At 54.5% G+C, this 17,467-nt stretch carries 13 protein-coding genes and 3 tRNA genes; 3 read left to right on the top strand and 13 right to left on the bottom strand.

Translation table 11 applies throughout. The features are described from left to right. Positions 1 to 46: 46 nt before the first annotated feature. Positions 47 to 3,514, bottom strand: coding sequence for an indolepyruvate ferredoxin oxidoreductase family protein (locus tag AACY26_RS11660; RefSeq protein ID WP_339514176.1), 3,468 nt, complete (start codon positions 3,512 to 3,514; stop codon positions 47 to 49). A gap of 196 nt (positions 3,515 to 3,710) precedes the next feature. On the opposite strand from AACY26_RS11660, the gene AACY26_RS11665 reads away from it, so the two are divergent. Beyond that, a complete protein-coding gene (locus AACY26_RS11665; RefSeq protein WP_339514178.1) occupies positions 3,711 to 4,178 on the top strand; it encodes an Lrp/AsnC family transcriptional regulator in 468 nt (155 codons plus the stop codon). A gap of 6 nt (positions 4,179 to 4,184) precedes the next feature. Here the strand turns inward: AACY26_RS11665 and phnN are convergent, their stop codons facing one another. Next, positions 4,185 to 4,751: a phosphonate metabolism protein/1,5-bisphosphokinase (PRPP-forming) PhnN gene (gene phnN / locus AACY26_RS11670; RefSeq protein ID WP_339514180.1), complete on the bottom strand. Its 567-nt coding sequence runs from the start codon at positions 4,749 to 4,751 to the stop codon at positions 4,185 to 4,187. Positions 4,752 to 4,874: 123 nt separating this feature from the next. Then, positions 4,875 to 5,504 carry a phosphonate C-P lyase system protein PhnH gene (gene phnH, locus AACY26_RS11675; RefSeq protein ID WP_339514183.1) on the bottom strand — a complete coding sequence of 210 codons (630 nt, stop codon included), beginning with the start codon at positions 5,502 to 5,504 and terminating at the stop codon, positions 4,875 to 4,877. Positions 5,505 to 6,163: 659 nt separating this feature from the next. Here phnH and AACY26_RS11680 point away from each other — a divergent pair. After that, positions 6,164 to 6,490 carry an Arc family DNA-binding protein gene (locus tag AACY26_RS11680; protein ID WP_010490404.1) on the top strand — a complete coding sequence of 109 codons (327 nt, stop codon included), beginning with the start codon at positions 6,164 to 6,166 and terminating at the stop codon, positions 6,488 to 6,490. Positions 6,491 to 6,556: 66 nt separating this feature from the next. On the opposite strand, the gene AACY26_RS11685 is transcribed toward AACY26_RS11680, so the two are convergent. From AACY26_RS11685 to mgtE, 4 genes are all read right to left on the bottom strand, one after another. Next, entirely contained in the window at positions 6,557 to 7,693 is a 1,137-nt protein-coding gene (locus AACY26_RS11685) for a sodium ion-translocating decarboxylase subunit beta (RefSeq protein ID WP_339514186.1), read from the bottom strand. Positions 7,694 to 7,702: 9 nt separating this feature from the next. Next, positions 7,703 to 9,493, bottom strand: coding sequence for a sodium-extruding oxaloacetate decarboxylase subunit alpha (gene oadA / locus AACY26_RS11690; RefSeq protein WP_339514188.1), 1,791 nt, complete (start codon positions 9,491 to 9,493; stop codon positions 7,703 to 7,705). A gap of 25 nt (positions 9,494 to 9,518) precedes the next feature. Beyond that, positions 9,519 to 9,773, bottom strand: a complete 255-nt coding sequence (locus AACY26_RS11695; RefSeq protein ID WP_339514190.1) for an OadG family protein — start codon at positions 9,771 to 9,773, stop codon at positions 9,519 to 9,521. Between the two features lie 258 nt (positions 9,774 to 10,031). Continuing rightward, a complete protein-coding gene (gene mgtE, locus AACY26_RS11700) occupies positions 10,032 to 11,474 on the bottom strand; it encodes a magnesium transporter (RefSeq protein ID WP_339514192.1) in 1,443 nt (480 codons plus the stop codon). Between the two features lie 427 nt (positions 11,475 to 11,901). Between mgtE and AACY26_RS11705 the strand changes: the two genes are divergently transcribed. After that, positions 11,902 to 12,381, top strand: a complete 480-nt coding sequence (locus AACY26_RS11705) for a hypothetical protein (protein ID WP_339514194.1) — start codon at positions 11,902 to 11,904, stop codon at positions 12,379 to 12,381. A gap of 95 nt (positions 12,382 to 12,476) precedes the next feature. Here the strand turns inward: AACY26_RS11705 and AACY26_RS11710 are convergent. From AACY26_RS11710 to alaS, 6 genes are all read right to left on the bottom strand, one after another. After that, a tRNA-Arg gene (locus tag AACY26_RS11710) sits at positions 12,477 to 12,553 on the bottom strand. A gap of 73 nt (positions 12,554 to 12,626) precedes the next feature. After that, positions 12,627 to 12,703, bottom strand: a tRNA-Arg gene (locus AACY26_RS11715). Between the two features lie 107 nt (positions 12,704 to 12,810). Beyond that, a tRNA-Ser gene (locus AACY26_RS11720) sits at positions 12,811 to 12,901 on the bottom strand. Between the two features lie 61 nt (positions 12,902 to 12,962). Next, positions 12,963 to 13,148, bottom strand: a complete 186-nt coding sequence (gene csrA, locus AACY26_RS11725; RefSeq protein WP_010490393.1) for a carbon storage regulator CsrA — start codon at positions 13,146 to 13,148, stop codon at positions 12,963 to 12,965. Between the two features lie 186 nt (positions 13,149 to 13,334). After that, the gene (locus AACY26_RS11730; protein WP_010490391.1) at positions 13,335 to 14,570 is read right to left on the bottom strand and encodes an aspartate kinase; all 1,236 of its coding nucleotides are present in this window, start codon (positions 14,568 to 14,570) and stop codon (positions 13,335 to 13,337) included. A 98-nt stretch (positions 14,571 to 14,668) separates the two neighbouring features. Continuing rightward, the gene (gene alaS, locus AACY26_RS11735) at positions 14,669 to 17,293 is read right to left on the bottom strand and encodes an alanine--tRNA ligase (protein WP_339514197.1); all 2,625 of its coding nucleotides are present in this window, start codon (positions 17,291 to 17,293) and stop codon (positions 14,669 to 14,671) included. Positions 17,294 to 17,467 lie beyond the last annotated feature (174 nt).

Here is a 17,467-nt window from a genome sequence, read left to right on the forward strand (position 1 = left end):
GCGAGGGCTAACCGAGCCCTCGCCAGATAGGACTGATCAGCCCGGGCTAGGCGGCTGGTTCGTAGAGCTTGACTGCCGATATTTCGCTAACCAGCATGCGCGCCTGTAACTCGCTGGCGAGGGCTTGTGCCTGCGCAACTGCCTTTGCCTTGACATGGCCATAGCCGCGGATCTGCTCAGGGATTTCTGCCAGAGCCACCGCTCGGTCGTAGTTATCAGCGTTCAAGTTGGTGATGATAAAAGCCACAGTCTGCTGATATTGCTCCAACAGTTGATGCTCCATCTTGCGTTCGACGCTGTAACCGAATGGATCCAGTGGCGTGCCACGCAGAAACTTGAATTTAGCCAGCACAGCGAAGGCCTTGAGCATCCACGGACCAAATGTTCGTTTACGCGGCTCACCGGTTGCAGACGAATGATCGCTCAACCAAGATGGCGCCAGATAAAACTGCAGCCTGTAGTCACCTTCAAACTGCGCCTGCAGTTGCTTAATGAAGTCGCCATCGCTATACAGCCGCGCCACTTCGTATTCATCTTTGTAAGCCAAGAGCTTGAAGTAATAGCGTGCAACCGCCTTGCTCAGGCGCTGATCTGCATGGCTATCAATGTTTTCCACCTGCTCGACCAGCCTGCTATAGCGTTGCGCATACGCAGCACTTTGGTACTGGGTTAAATAGCCGACCCGGAACTCAACAATCTCCTTCAGGGTTTCACTGCGAGGCGCCTGGCTAATCACTGGTTTGGCCAAGCGCTCAACCGCAGCAATATCATGCGCAGCGCGGCGCCCCCAGAGAAAGGCCTGCTGATTAAGTTCGACCGCAACGCCATTCAGTGCAATGGCCTTGTTGATTGCCTCGGCTGAAACCGGCACAAACCCTTTTTGATAGGCAAAACCGAGCATGAATAGATTGGTTGCAATGCTGTCGCCCAACAAGCGAGTTGCCAGGCGGGTTGCATCAACAAAATGCGTTTTAGCTGCACCCACTGCCTCAACCAAGGCTTCGCGCATCTGCTCGCCCGGCACCTGAGCGTCCGGATTACGGGTAAATTCAGCCGTCGCTGCTTCATGGCTGTTGATCACGGCATGGGCAATTTGATCATTAAGCTTGGCCAATGCATCTTCACTGGCTGACACCACCAGATCGCACCCCAGCAGCAAATCGGCCTCACCAGCCGCGATGCGCACGGCGAAGATATCGTCTTGCTTGGCCGCGACACGAATATGGGTCACCACCGGCCCAAACTTCTGCGCCAGCCCCGCCTGATCAAGCACGCTGCAACCCTTACCCTCAATGTGCGCAGCCATGCCCAGCAGCGCACCAACGGTTGTTACGCCACTGCCGCCAACACCCGGCAGAAGAATATTCCATGGTCGCGTCAAGTCCGGCTGACGTGGTTCAGGCAAGGCAATAAAGAGAGCATTCACCCCTACCGCCTCCGGCTTGCGCAAACTGCCGCCATGCACAGTGACAAAACTCGGGCAGAAGCCTTCAACACAGCTGAAATCCTTATTGCAGGCGTTCTGATCGATCTCACGCTTGCGCCCCAACTCTGTTTCCAGCGGCAGCACCGCCAGGCAGTTGGATTTAACACTGCAATCGCCACAGCCCTCGCACACTGCAGGATTGATAAAGGCGCGCTTTTGCGGATCAACCAACTTACCGCGCTTGCGCCGACGACGTTTTTCAGTGGCGCAGGTTTGGTCATAGATGATCACCGAAACGCCTTTGAATTCGCGCAGCTCACGCTGAACGGCGTCTAGATCAAGACGGTGGTGAAAGCTGACGATTGGTGCGAAGCCGTCACGACTCGGGTATTTATCCGGCTCATCGCTGACCAGCGCAATACGCTTGACGCCTTCGGCAAACACTTGCTGGCTGAGTTGGTCGACACGTAACTCTCCATCAATCGGCTGGCCACCGGTCATGGCCACCGCGTCGTTGTAGAGGATTTTATAGGTAATGTTGACCCCGGCCGCCACAGCCGCTCGCAGCGCCAACTGACCTGAGTGAAAGTAAGTGCCGTCACCCAAATTCTGGAAAATATGCGGCGTATCGGTAAACGGTGCCTGGCCGATCCAGGTCGCGCCCTCACCGCCCATCTGGGTGAAGGTATCGGTATTGCGGTCCATCCACTGGGTCATGTAATGGCAACCAATGCCCCCCTGAGCGCGACTGCCTTCAGGCAGTTTGGTCGAAGTGTTATGTGGGCAGCCTGAACAAAAATGCGGCGTGCGCACTGTGGTGTGCTTTGGCGCTGCCAGCGAGGCTTCCTTGGCGGCTAAAAATGCCAGCCGGGATTGAATTTGCTCGCTGCTGTAGATCGGTTCCAGGCGCTTGGCGATTGCCCGCGCAATCATCGCCGGCGTCAGCTCACTGAGGTTTGGCAGCAGCGACTTGCCGCTTTCATCAAATTCGCCAACCACCCGCGGGCGCTTGCCCACCGGCCAGTTATACAGCTGGCCGGTAAGTTGATCCTCAATGATGCCGCGCTTTTCTTCGACCACCAGAATTTCATCAAGGCCTTCGGCAAACTGATGCACGGAAACCGGCTCCAGTGGCCAGCTCATTCCCACCTTGAATACGCGCAAGCCAACCTGCGCACACAGCTCCTCGTCCAGCCCCAGATCCTCAAGCGCCTGACGCACATCCAGGTATGACTTGCCCGTGGTGATAATACCCAGGCGCGGATTGGGTGAGTCGAGCTTCACCTGATTCAGGTTATTGGCCAAGGCAAACGCCCGAGCGGCATAGATCTTGTAGATATTCAGGCGTTTTTCCTGAACCAGCGGCGGGTCTGGCCAGCGAATATGCACACCGTCTTCCGGCAGTTCAAAATCGGTTGGATACTTGACTTCTATGCGCAGCGGATCGACATCAACCACTGCCGATGAGTCAACGTTCTCGGCAATAGTCTTCAGCGCGACCCAGCAACCGCTGTAGCGCGACAGTTCCCAACCAATGATTCCGTAATCAAGAATTTCCTGAACATTGGCAGGATTCAGCACCGGAATAGAAGCTGCGATAAAGGCGTGCTCGCTTTGGTTAGCGATACTCGACGACTTACAGCCATGGTCATCACCGGCCAGCAGCAACACTCCACCATGCTTCGATACACCTGCAGAGTTGCCGTGCTTGAACACGTCACCACAGCGATCAACCCCAGGGCCCTTGCCGTACCACATGGCAAATACGCCGTCGTAGCGTGCCCCGGGAAACAGATTGGTTTGCTGGCTGCCCCAGACCGAGGTAGCGGCCAACTCTTCGTTGACCCCGGGCTGGAAATGGATGTGGTTGTCTTTGAGAAATTGCTTGGCTTCCCACAGGCTTTTATCAAGATTGCCCAATGGCGAGCCGCGGTAGCCGGAGATAAAACAGGCGGTATTCAGACCTTGGGCTACGTCGCGCTGCTTTTGCAGCATGGGTAGACGAGTCAAAGCTTGAGTGCCAGTCAGGTAAAGATGACCAGTTGCAAGGCGATACTTGTCATCCAGGCGGATTTCGGCCAGAGACATGTGGGCGCTCCTTTTATTATTTTGGCGACCTGAGCGGCATCGGTTATTGCCACCCTATTCATCAGCGCGGGATCGCCGCGCTAACATCTGCCTAAGAATATGACTTGTCGGTACTGATTTTTTATTTCTAAATCAGCAGAAAAACGTCAATACTGAGCATGAGCTATCCAATAAAAACAACCAAACTGGATTATTCATGCAAGAAAAATTGAGTCCTATTGATCGTAAGATTTTGCGCCTACTGCAACACAATGCCGACCTGTCGGCTGCAGAAATTGCAGAAAGGGTTGAATTGTCGCAATCGCCTTGCTGGCGACGGATTCATCGCATGCAGGAAGAAGGCTTGATTGAGCGCAAGGTTGCCCTGCTCAATCACAAGCAGCTGGGCTTCAGCACTACTGTGTTTGTGGATATCAAGTTGTCGGCGCACGGGCGCAACAATCTGGAGGAGTTTGAGAAGGCTATCGTTGGCTATCCACAAGTATTGGAGTGCCACACCATGGCTGGCGGCTCGGACTATCTGCTGAAAGTCGTGGCCAAGGACATTGCCAGCTATGAACGCTTTTTACGCGATCATTTACTTCAACGTCCGCATGTCCAGGAGGCGCACTCACACATCGCCATGAGCGAGGTCAAGCGCACCACCGAGTTACCCCTGGATTAACCGAGGCTAGGCGCAGGCCCGTCTGGGGCCGATAAGACTGATCAGGTTGGCAACCGTTTGCTCGAAATTACTGGAGTTATCCAGAACCAGTAGCTGCTCATCGCCTGCTGTCGCCTGGCTGGCGAACTGCGCATTGCGCGCTAATCGCTGTTCGATCTCAGCTTCACTCTCGCGCCCTCGCTGCAATAGACGCTCACGCAACACGGCATCATTGACCTTGAGCAATATGGCCAGCATGTCAGGGTAGCGCGCGCGAGCCTCAGCCAAATACGCCCGTGAACCATTGACCAGAACGTTGTCACCGGCAGCCAGCCATTCGTTTATCTGCCTGGGAATACCGTATGACAAACCGTTAGCCTGCCAGCTCATGGCAAATGCGCCGACCCATTTTTGCTCATCAAAGGCGGTTGGCGACAGCGATATCGCCTCTTCGCCCTGAGCCTCGGCAGAGCGTGTGATGACCCTGCGCGCAACACGACAACCCATAGCAGCCAGTTGTTCGCGTGCAGCATTCAATAAGCTGTCCTTGCCAGCCCCTGAAGGGCCAATGAGATAGATCAACCTACCCGCCATCAATACACCTTAATACTCAAACACGGACTAACAGAGAGCGAATCATAGGCCTTGTCGCACTCAATCAACACCCCCGAGGCGACTAACTAGACGATTTATCAGCTGGTCTGGCCGATGGGACTCTCAATCTGTATCGACCTCACCGCCAAGTACATGAGTGCTGCGTGGCAAGGCCAGAACCTGTCGACCTGCAGCAAAAAACATATCCAGCCCCCTTGGGAAACTATTTTGATCACTGCGCTGCTGCCAGAAGGCCCTGCTCAGGGGAAGGCTAACCCGCCTGACATCGACCACGCCTTTGCTGGTCGCCTGCTTGATACCGGGACCGCGCCAACGCAGCTCTGGCCCAGCGGATAGATTGTCCAGCTGAACAATCAAGGTGCATGCATGACTTGGAATACCGTCAACACCATTGTCAAAATGACGCAAATCATCCAACTCACAAGCCCCCAACAAAGCAAAACGCGCCATCTGAGGCAATCCAACAATCGAACACCCACAATGCAAAGCCAAAACCCTGCGTAAGTCAGGGGTGTCCAGGCTAGGTCCCACCCATAGCGGCGAACCCACATCCAGCAGATCCATGCACAGAGCAAGGGTCGCTTCATCAAGCGGTTGCTGCACATACATCCAATCAATACTTTGAATTTGGCCAGGCGAGGCCATCGCTTGTCGTGCAATCGACCGACCGACTACCGGCACTTCCAGCACCGGAGTGTCAAACTCGCGCCCTATACCGAGTGCTGCACTCATCAGCCTGCCTCCTCTACACCTTTAACACTAGCCAGCCTAACCTGAAGTGCTAAACACCGCTGGTCAGTAGCCCACGGCTTTTAGCTATCCTGCCCTCGCCAAAAAGCAAAATGATGTCAAAATAGAATTACCACCAAGACAATGCAGTGAAAGATCGATTGTGCTGCAACCCAGCCGACACTGCTTTGAAGAGCAGGTTAAAGACAAGGGAGCAAAAGACGCACCAAGTGCCGCGAGACTCGTTGCCAAAGACCCGTGCAAAGACCGTTATCGACACTGTTAACCCCAACACAACTTGATAGCGAACCCAAGCACCTAGATTTTTAGCGAAAGTAGCGCCTGAAGGTGTCAATAAAGTGACCGAAAACCACCACCAAGCAATTACTGTCAGTCAGTGCTGGTAAAGGGAATGGCTTGAAAGGCTGGTTTTTATGCCGAGCAAAGCCCAAATAATCAACGCTCCTCTGGCAATAAAGTGCAGACTGGCTGACAATAGCGACATATAATTGGCGTCAAAAAGTCACCCAACTTTCCACTGTATTTTAACGATATGGATTACATTTCTAGCTGAACGGCTAGGCAAAAATATGGTCTTAACCGGTGACAATTATGCAGCTCAAACGCACGCATCGACTCTCTGACTAACCGGTTTCCAAAGTATGCGACCTATGAAACAAGCTACCTACTCCAGCCGCACAGCCGATAAATTTGTCGTTCGCCTACCTGACGGTATGCGCGAGCGTATTGCTGATGTAGCACGCAATCATCACCGCAGCATGAACTCCGAGATTATTGCTCGCCTGGAACAAAGCATGCTCCAGGAAGGAAATCTCGATGCCGAACTCAACGTGCGCCTAGACAGCCCTGAGCTGTCGCTTCATGAGCGCGAGCTGCTTCAACGTTTTCGCCAACTCACTCGTCGGCAACAGAACGCTCTTGTAGCCCTGATTGCCCACGACGCTGAAATGGCGGCTGAAGGCGCCTAAATAGCACCCATTAAAAAACCGGCTAAGGCCGGTTTTTTAATGGGTGCTATTTCATCAATACATGGGCTAGCCCACGAAACTGAGCAATACCCCAGCCGCAACCGCAGAACCAATCACCCCCGCAACATTTGGCCCCATGGCATGCATCAGCAGGAAGTTCTGCGGATTGGCTTCCAAGCCAACCTTGTTCGACACCCGGGCAGCCATAGGCACTGCCGAAACCCCGGCCGAACCAATAAGCGGATTAATCTTGTTACTGCTGAACAGATTCATTGCTTTCGCCATCAAGACCCCTGCTGCAGTACCACCGCAAAAGGCAAGCATCCCCAACGCTAAGATGCCCAGCGTCTTCAACTGCAAGAAAGACTCCGACGAAAGCTTGGAGCCAACGGTCAAGCCTAGGCAAATGGTGACAATATTGATCAGCGCATTGCGCGAGGTATCCGCCAACCGCTCAACCACGCCGGCTTCACGCAATAGATTGCCAAAAGCAAACATACCCACCAACGGCGCTGCATCTGGCAACAACATACCCACCAGCAAGCACAGGATCAGCGGGAATATAATTTTCTCAGCCTGACCAACAGGCCGTAGCTGCTTCATTACGATTGCACGCTCCTCCTTGGTGGTCAGCGCACGCATAATCGGCGGTTGGATCAACGGCACCAACGCCATGTAGGAATAAGCAGCGACCGCAATCGGGCCCAATAGATCAGGGGCCAGCTTGGCCGTTACAAAAATCGATGTTGGGCCATCTGCCCCACCAATAATTGCAATGGAAGCCGCCTCGCGCAGGGTGAACTCAAGCCCGGGAATCCCCAACGACGCCAACGCCAGCGCACCGATCAAGGTGGCAAAGATCCCGAACTGCGCAGCTGCGCCGAGAAACAGGGTTTTGGGGTTGGCCAACATCGGACCAAAATCAGTCATGGCCCCAACACCCATGAAAATCAGCAATGGGAACACGCTGGTAGGCAGGCCCACCTCGTAAAACAGGTGCAAGATCCCGCTGCCCTGCGCCATCCCGGCAACAGGGATATTGGCCAGCAAGCCGCCAAAACCAATAGGTATCAACAGCAATGGCTCAAAACCCTTCTTGATCGCCAGATAAATCAGCGCCAAGCAAATGACTATCATCAGGGCCTGGCCCGCCTCCAGATGATACAAGCCAGTGCTTTGCCACAATTTCAGGAGCTTTTCCATAAGTCTCCCCTAGCCGATAGTCAGCAAGCTATCGCCCACTGCCACAGCATCACCCACCTTGATATTGACCGCACCAATGGTGCCCGCCTTGAATGCTCGGATTTCAGTTTCCATCTTCATGGCTTCTAGGATGATCACCAACTGACCGTCTTCGACCACATCTCCCGGCTTAACCAGAACCTTGAAGATATTGCCCGCCAGCGGCGCTAGCTGAGGCTCGCCATCTGATACAGGTGCAGCAGCCACAGGAGCTGACGTGCCGGCGTCATTAGCCAATGGCTTAAGACCGGTGATATCGCCCCCCTCATTAACCTCAACCACGTAGGACTGGCCGTTAACCGCAACGGTATAAACCTCTGGCTTGCCAGGTTGCACCGGAACAGCTTGCTGTCCATTCGGCACAGGCTCAAAAGCCTCAGGGTTACCGCGATTTTGCAGAAACTTCAGGCCAATCTGCGGAAACAACGCATAAGTCAGAACATCATCGACAGCATCTGCCGCCAAAGCAAAGCCCTGCTCCTTGGCGAGGGCCGCAAGCTCTGCACTGAGCTTGTCCATCTCATCGTCGATCAGATCGGCTGGGCGACAGGTAATCGCCTGCGCGCCATCAAGAACTCGCGCCTGCAATTGCTGATTGAAAGGCGCCGGCGCCGAACCGTATTCCCCCTTGAGAATGCCGGCCGCTTCCTTGGTGATGGACTTATAACGCTCGCCAGTCAAGACATTGATCACCGCCTGGGTGCCGACGATTTGTGAGGTCGGCGTGACCAGCGGGATAAACCCCAGGTCCTCGCGTACCCGCGGAATCTCGGCCAGTACCTGGTCAAATTTATCTTGAGCGCCCTGCTCTTTGAGCTGGCCCTCCATATTGGTGAGCATGCCGCCGGGCACCTGGGCGACCAGAATCCGCGAGTCGATCCCCTTCAGGCTGCCTTCGAACTTTGCGTATTTTTTGCGCACTTCGCGAAAGTAGGCAGCGATCTCTTCCAACAGCAGCAGGTCAAGGCCGGTATCGCGCTCAGTACCCTGGAACATTACCACCACCGACTCAGTCGGCGAGTGGCCATAGGTCATGGACAAGGATGAAATAGCAGTGTCGACGTTATCAATCCCCGCTTCGACCGCTTTCAAAATCGCCACGCTGGACAAGCCCGCAGTCGCGTGGCACTGCATGTGAATCGGAATCGACAGACTGGCTTTCATCCGCGTCACCAACTCGAACGCCGTATAAGGCGTGAGGATGCCGGCCATGTCTTTGATAGCAATGGAGTCAGCCCCCATGTCCTCGATCTGCTTGGACAGATCCAGCCACATATCCAGCGTATGCACCGGGCTGGTGGTGTAGGAAATCGTGCCCTGGGCATGCTTGCCTTGCTGCTTGACCGCCTTGAGGGCCGTCGACAGGTTGCGCGGATCATTCATCGCGTCGAATACGCGGAACACATCGACACCATTGACCGCCGCACGCTCTACGAACTTCTCGACCACATCGTCCGCATAGTGGCGATAACCCAGCAGATTCTGGCCGCGCAGGAGCATCTGCTGGCGCGTATTGGGCATTGCCTGCTTCAACTGGCGGATGCGCTCCCACGGGTCTTCGCCGAGATAACGAATACAGGCGTCAAAGGTTGCACCACCCCATGACTCAACCGACCAGAAGCCAACTTTATCCAGCTTCGCCGCGATCGGCAGCATGTCCTCAAGGCGCATGCGCGTTGCCAGAATAGACTGGTGTGCATCACGCAGCACGACATCGGTAATACCCAGCGCACGCTGATTAGCAGTGTTGTTAACTGTCATCCCAAGATTCCCTGTCGACGTTGGATCAACCGCGGCGCGCGCGATGCTGATGAATAGCGGCCTGAATAGCTTCCAGAACATCCGCCGCAGGCTCCTGCGCAGCTTCAATCACCGCCCTGGAAGCACGAACTGGGGTCGGCTCCGCTGCCGGCGCAAATCGCTCCAGCAAACGGGACATGATGCGAATAGACAGCACCAGAAGCGTCAGAAAAACAAACACCGAACCCATGCCAAACAGCATAAGTTCAACACCTTCGAGCACAAGATTAGTTGAAGCCATGACCCGTCCTTTTGCGTCAATTACGACTATCCGGCCTGCTTTATTGCCAAGCAAAGTTGCCGAACCTTAGCCTGAAACAAGCGTTTGAGCAAACCCCTTAATATGGGTGAATATGCCCCCACAAGCGCGCCAACGCCATGCCAAACCAACGACTAGGCCACAGATAGAGAAGCGATATTGCAGAACGCGAAGGACAGCGCTAGCGGCGCGCGCATCGGGGCCCAGAACGGGCCCCGGATTCAGGAACTGGCATTAAACCTAGATAAGGAATATCGAGGCCAACCCAAGAAAGATAAAGAAACCGCCGCTGTCGGTCACAGCCGTGATCATCACACTGGCACCCAGCGCCGGGTCACGCCCCATGCGCGCCAACGTCATGGGAATAAGCACGCCCATCAAGGCTGCAAGCAACAAGTTGAGCGTCATCGCTGCAGTCATCACGATTCCCAGCGAGTAGCTGTCATACAGAACCCAGGCTACCAGGCCAATCACGCCACCCCAGACCAGGCCATTGATCAGCGATACCGCCAATTCCTTGCGCAGCAAGCGTGAGGTATTGCCGGTGCTGACCTGATCCAGCGCCATCGCGCGTACGATCATGGTGATGGTTTGGTTGCCGGAGTTACCGCCAATACCCGCCACAATCGGCATCAAGGCTGCCAAGGCTACAAGCTTCTCAATCGAGCCTTCAAAAAGACCAATCACCCGTGAGGCCATGAACGCCGTTATCAGGTTGATTGCCAGCCAGGCCCAACGGTTGCGCAGTGACTTCCACACCGAGGCGAAGATATCTTCCTCTTCACGCAAACCCGCCATATTGAGGACTTCGCTTTCGCTTTCCTCACGGATCAAGTCGACCATTTCATCAATGGTCAAACGACCAATCAGCTTGCCGTTCTTATCCACCACCGGCGACGAAATAAGGTCGTAACGCTCGAACGCCTGGGCCGCGTCGTAGGCATCTTCGTCCGGATGAAAGCTCACCGGGTCTGTTGCCATGACCTCGCGAACTATTTTTTCCGGATCATTAACCAGCAGACGCTTAACCGGCAAAACACCTTTGAGCACACCTTCGTGATCGACCACGAACAACTTATCGGTATGCCCCGGCAGCTCCTTCAGACGGCGTAGATAACGCAATACGACTTCAAGCGAGACATCCTCACGGATGGTCACCATCTCGAAGTCCATCAGGGCGCCGACTTGCTCCTCTTCATAGGACAACGCCGAGCGCACGCGCTCACGCTGTTGCGCATCGAGGGTTTCCATCAGCTCGTGGACGATGTCACGCGGCAGCTCGGACGCCAGGTCAGCCAGTTCGTCGGCGTCCATCTCCATGGCTGCCGCAAGGATCTCGTGATCCTCCATGTCGGCGAGCAAGGTTTCGCGTACCGCATCAGACACTTCAAGCAGGATATCGCCGTCACGCTCCGCCTTGACCAACTGCCAAATCGTCAGGCGGTCTTCCAGCGGCAAGGCTTCGAGAATGTGCGCAACGTCGGCCGAGTGCAGCTCATCCAGCTTGCGCTGGAGTTCGGCGAGGTTTTGCCGATGCACCAGGTTTTCAACCAGGTCGCGGTGATGGCCTTCCTGACGATGCGCCAGGTCTTCGACAAGCTTTTGCTTGTGCAACAGCTCAACCACCTGAGCCAGGCGATCCTGCAGGCTTTCTTGTGGCTTTTTAGCTTCTACTTCAGTCATGTGGCGCACTCCATCCCCAGCGACGGTGCACGCCAAAGGGGATCAATCAGTCAGTCCGTGATTGCACAATCGAGATTCGGTGTAACTACTGGGTAAGTCCATGGTGGTATTCCACAAGCCTCGGCGAGGCTGACGCAAACGATGATAACACTGCTAAGACGCATTGCACGTTACAAAAGTTTCCAAGAACAAATGGTTACAAGGAAAACCTCAAGACCACAATAGCTCACAATATTCGCCAGACGATTGCAGGCAAGCCGGCAACATCAATACTGACCCGGCAACACAACCCATTCGGTAGGCTGCCCAATAGCAATCCATCAGGGTTAATACGCTTACCCAGCAATGCGACGCACGCCCCAGGCACCAAGACACGTGCCAAGACAAATACCTCAAGCCTGCATCGCCGCCGTCAAGGAGGACGCCCATGCATCGCCTTTCAATCCTGGTGCTTTGTTCACTCCTGACCCAGGCGCCTGAAACCTTGGCCGCTCGCGTATTTCGCTGCGAAGACAGCCTGGGCAATCTGACCTTTACCAGCCATGGCTGCCCGACCGAGCACAAGCTTCAGATTGTGAATCCGCAAAACCCGACACCCAGCAGCGGCAAAGCCATCCCGCTGGCCACTCCAAAGCCCCGGAACAGCAGACAAAACGAATCAACCGCTACCGTTGTTGGAGAGCGCCAAGATGGTTGCGGCAATCGCGTAACAGGCAGCCTGCGACGCAGTGCGATTATAAAAAAACAGATCCTTGCCGGAATGACCAAGGCAGATGTCGAGAGCGCACTAGGTCAACCGCAGAGGGTCGATCGCAAAAATGGCCAGATCCGCTACCACTACCAGGATTTACAAGGCAACAAAAGCCAGGTCAGCTTTGATCAAGCAGGTTGCGTCAAAGGTAAATAAATACCTGCAACAAAAGAACCAGCGCTAAGGAGCGCATTTTTGCGCGCAACAAAAAAGGGCCTGCATCGCTGCAGGCCCTTTTTCTTACCGCTATATGGTGCACTCAGGAGGATTCGAACCTCCGACCGCTCGGTTCGTAGCCGAGTACTCTATCCAGCTGAGCTATGAGTGCATTTAGTGCTTTTTTTAAACCAGTCCACATCTGGTCAAACTAGAAGCCTTACCGAAGCAAGACAACTTGAATATGGTGCACTCAGGAGGATTCGAACCTCCGACCGCTCGGTTCGTAGCCGAGTACTCTATCCAGCTGAGCTATGAGTGCACTAAAGCGTGCGCATTATAGGGAAGTTAAAACTAAATTCAACCGTTAAATTCAATAATTTCAACAACTTATCAAATCTACGATTTACAACCCTATACTGCAAAATATGGCGGAGAAGGGGGGATTCGAACCCCCGACACCCTTTTGAGATGTACTCCCTTAGCAGGGGAGCGCCTTCGGCCACTCGGCCACCTCTCCGCAACACGGGGCGCATGATAACCATGTTTTCCCCGTTTGCAAAGCCAAAATTTCAATAAAATTAGTGGCTTGGTTCTTCGTCCTTCTCTTTTTGGATTCGCTGGTAAATTTCTTCACGGTGCACGGCTACTTCTTTCGGGGCGTTGACCCCAATGCGCACCTGATTACCTTTGACGCCAAGGACGGTGACAGTGACTTCATCACCCACCATTAGGGTCTCTCCGACCCTACGAGTCAGAATCAGCATTCCTTTCACCTCATGGAAATTAAACGGGACAACAGTCTGCAGATATAAAATGGTGTCGGCGCTACGAATTACAAGTAAAGCCTTCACCCAAGTATTGACCAGTAAAACAGAAAAGAAAGTTCCTGCCCGCACGGTCAAAAAAGACAAAAGGCGCTGGTTTAAGCCGCGCCTTTTGAATATTTCGATCTAGTCGCCCTGGCGAGCCGGAGCATCTAGATCAAAAGCCGTATGCAGCGCACGCACTGCCAACTCCAGGTATTTTTCTTCGATGACCACCGAGACCTTTATCTCGGAAGTCGAAATCATCTGGATATTGATGTTCTCTTTGGCCAGGGCTTCAAACATCTGACTGGCAACTCCCGCGTGCGAGCGCATGCCAACCCCAACGATGGAAACCTTGGCAATCTTGGTGTCACCCACCACTTCACGCGCACCGAGCTCGCGCGCGGTATTTTCCAACACCTGCTGAGCATTGAGGTAGTCGTTACGGTGCACGGTGAAGGTAAAGTCAGTAGTGTTGTCGTGCGCGATATTCTGCACGATCATGTCCACTTCAATATTTGCCGAGCTGATTGGCCCAAGAATCTTGAAAGCAACGCCCGGAACATCCGGGACTCCACGGATTGTCAGCTTGGCTTCGTCGCGGTTGAAAGCGATGCCGGAGATGATCGGCTGTTCCATGGTTTCCTCTTCATCAATAGTAATGAGGGTACCTGGCCCCTCTTGGAAGCTGTGCAGCACGCGCAGCGGAACGTTGTACTTGCCCGCGAACTCAACGGCGCGGATTTGCAGCACCTTCGAGCCCAAGCTGGCCATTTCAAGCATTTCTTCAAAGGTAATCTTGTCCAGGCGCTGAGCCTGGGAGACAACCCGTGGGTCAGTGGTATAGACACCATCAACATCGGTGTAAATCTGGCACTCATCGGCTTTTAATGCCGCGGCCAAGGCAACACCGGTGGTATCCGAACCGCCACGCCCCAGAGTGGTGATGTTGCCGTGCTCATCAACCCCCTGGAAACCTGCAACCACAACTACACGCCCCTCTTTGAGGTCGGTACGCAGCTTGTGATCATCGATCTGTAAAATCCGCGCCTTATTATGCGCGCTATCGGTCAAGATTCGTACCTGGTTACCCGTGTACGAAATAGCCGGAACACCACGCTTGATCAGGGCCATTGCTAACAGGGCAATAGTCACCTGCTCGCCGGTTGAAACCATGACATCCAGCTCACGCGGGACTGGCTGATCGCCAATCTGCTTGGCCAGTTCAATCAGGCGATTGGTTTCACCGCTCATGGCTGAAACCACAACGACGATGTCATCACCGCGTTCACGGAATTTCTTAACCTTCTCGGCAACCTGCTCGATACGCTCGACAGTGCCGACGGAGGTGCCTCCAAATTTCTGTACGATCAAAGCCATTTCAATGCCGCCTAAGCCCGCGAAGGGCGCCCATTAAACATGTAACCTATACGACTGCAATGGCTCGCTAGTCATTAGTCGAGTACACATCGAAGTCGTTACAGGCCTTGCTCAACAAATGTTGCAGCAAGTGCCAATGCAGTATCTACAGCAGCGGTATCTACACCACCGCCTTGCGCCATATCAGGGCGACCACCGCCCTTTCCTCCCACGGCTGCTGCCGCTTGCTTCATCAGGTCACCGGCCTTGAGTTTGGCGGTCAGATCCTGAGTGACACCCGCGACCAGTACAACCTTGTCATCGAGCACCCCGCCGAGCAGGATCACTGCACTGCCGAGTTTATTCTTGAGCTGATCAACCATCGCCAGCAAAGCCTTGCCATCAAGGCCATCAACGCGGGCACCGAGAACCTTGACCCCTTTGACTTCAACTGCCGAACCTGCCAAGTCGTTACCGGCTGCGCTGGCGGCCTTGGCCTTGAGCTGCTCGAGCTCTTTTTCCAGCTGACGATTGCGCTCGATCACGCCCGACAATTTGTCCAACAGGTTTTCACGGCTGCCTTTAACCAGGGCTGCGGCTTCTTTCAACTGCTCTTCGGCACTATTGAGGTAAGCCAGCGCCTGTGCACCGGTGACTGCCTCGATACGACGAACACCGGCCGCAACGCCAGCCTCACTGGTAATTTTGAACAAGCCAATATCGCCCGTGCGGGAAACGTGTGTACCGCCACACAGCTCGACCGAAAAACCACCGCCCATGGTCAGCACGCGCACATCGTCGCCGTACTTCTCACCGAACAGGGCCATGGCGCCTTTGGCTTTAGCGGTCTCGATATCGGTTTCGTCGGTCTCGACTTCGCTGTTCTTGCGCACTTCGGCGTTGACGATATCTTCCAGCGCCTTGATTTGTTCTGGCTTGATCGCCTCGAAATGGCTGAAGTCGAAGCGCAGGCGCTGGCTATCAACCAATGACCCCTTCTGGGTAACGTGCTCACCCAATACTTGGCGCAGCGCAGCATGCAGCAAGTGAGTTGCCGAGTGATTCAAGGCGGTTGCCTGGCGCACATCTGCAGCTACTTCAGCCTTTACAGACGCGCCAACAGCCAGGCTGCCCTGAGTGATGATGCCGTGGTGCAAGAATGCGCCACCCGCCTTGGTGGTATCACGCACGTCAAAACGCACGCCTGCACCTTCAAGGTACCCGCAATCACCGATCTGCCCACCGGACTCTGCATAGAAAGGCGTTTGATCAAGAACAACTACACCCTCCTCGCCTGAAGCCAGGGTCTCGACAGCCTGGCCATCTTTGAACAGGGCGATAATCTTGCCACTGCCCGAAGTACCCGCGTAACCGAGGAAGCGTGTATCGCTGTCAACCTTGACCAGGTTGTTGTAATCCATGGCGAAGGAACTGGCCGAACGCGCACGCTCACGCTGAGCCTGCATTTCGCGCTCAAAGCCCTCTTCGTCGATGGTCAGCTCGCGCTCACGGGCAATATCGGCCGTCAGGTCAACCGGGAAACCAAAGGTGTCATACAGCTTGAACACCACATCACCCGGAATCACTGTGCCTTTAAGCTCAAGCAAGTCTTGCTCGAGGATCTTGAGGCCCTGTTCCAGGGTTTTGGCGAATTGCTCTTCTTCGGTTTTCAGCACGCGCTCGATATGCGCCTGTTGCTGTTTAAGCTCAGGAAAGGCTTCACCCATCTCAGCCACCAGCGCCGCAACGATCTTATAGAAGAAGCTGCCTTTGGCGCCCAGCTTGTTACCGTGACGGCAAGCACGACGCACGATGCGGCGCAGCACATAGCCACGGCCTTCGTTCGACGGAGTGATGCCGTCAGCAATCAGGAAGCCGCACGAACGGATGTGGTCAGCCACGACTTTCAGCGAAGCCTGGCCTTCATTGGCGCAACCAATGGCCTTGGCCGACGCATTGAGCAGGCTCTGAAACAGGTCGATCTCGTAGTTAGAGTTGACGTGCTGGAGCACTGCACTGATGCGTTCAAGGCCCATGCCGGTATCAACACTTGGCGCCGGCAACGGATGCATGACGCCATCGGCCGTGCGGTTGAACTGCATGAAAACGTTATTCCAGATTTCGATATAGCGATCGCCATCTTCTTCAGGCGAGCCCGGAGGACCGCCCCAGATGTGCTCGCCATGGTCGAAGAAAATCTCGGTGCAAGGGCCGCAAGGACCGGTATCGCCCATTGCCCAGAAGTTATCCGAAGCGTATGGCGCACCTTTATTGTCACCAATGCGAATCATTCGCTCAGCCGGCACACCCACTTGCTGAGTCCAGATGTCGAATGCCTCGTCGTCGCTGGCATAAACCGTGACCCAGAGCTTTTCCTTTGGCAGGTTCAGCCATTTGTCCGACGTCAGGAACTCCCAAGCGTAATGAATCGCATCACGCTTGAAGTAATCGCCGAAGCTGAAGTTGCCCAGCATCTCGAAGAAGGTGTGGTGGCGCGCGGTATAACCGACGTTTTCCAAATCATTGTGCTTACCGCCGGCACGTACACATTTCTGACTGGTGGTCGCGCGGGTATAGGCGCGCTTTTCCAAGCCGAGGAAGCAGTCTTTGAACTGATTCATGCCTGCGTTGGTAAACAGCAGGGTTGGGTCGTTACCCGGAATCAGCGAGCTGGAAGCAACGCGAGTGTGCCCCTTCTCTTCGAAGAAGCGGAGGAAGGCTTCACGGATTTCTGCGCTTTTCATAGGTTTTTCCACGGCATTAGGCGTTTTTGCATAACATTCAAAGGGTAGAAAGCGGCGACCAGCATCGGCCAAAACAGCTTATATACACTCATGACATTGGGTAAACGCGCGCTCCAGAACAGGTTACAGACGCAAATTCAGCGCACGCGAACAAATACCGGAGCGACGGCAAAG

The sequence above is a fragment of the Pseudomonas sp. RL_15y_Pfl2_60 genome (assembly GCF_963970595.1).
In the GTDB taxonomy this organism is placed as follows: Bacteria; Pseudomonadota; Gammaproteobacteria; order Pseudomonadales; family Pseudomonadaceae; genus Aquipseudomonas.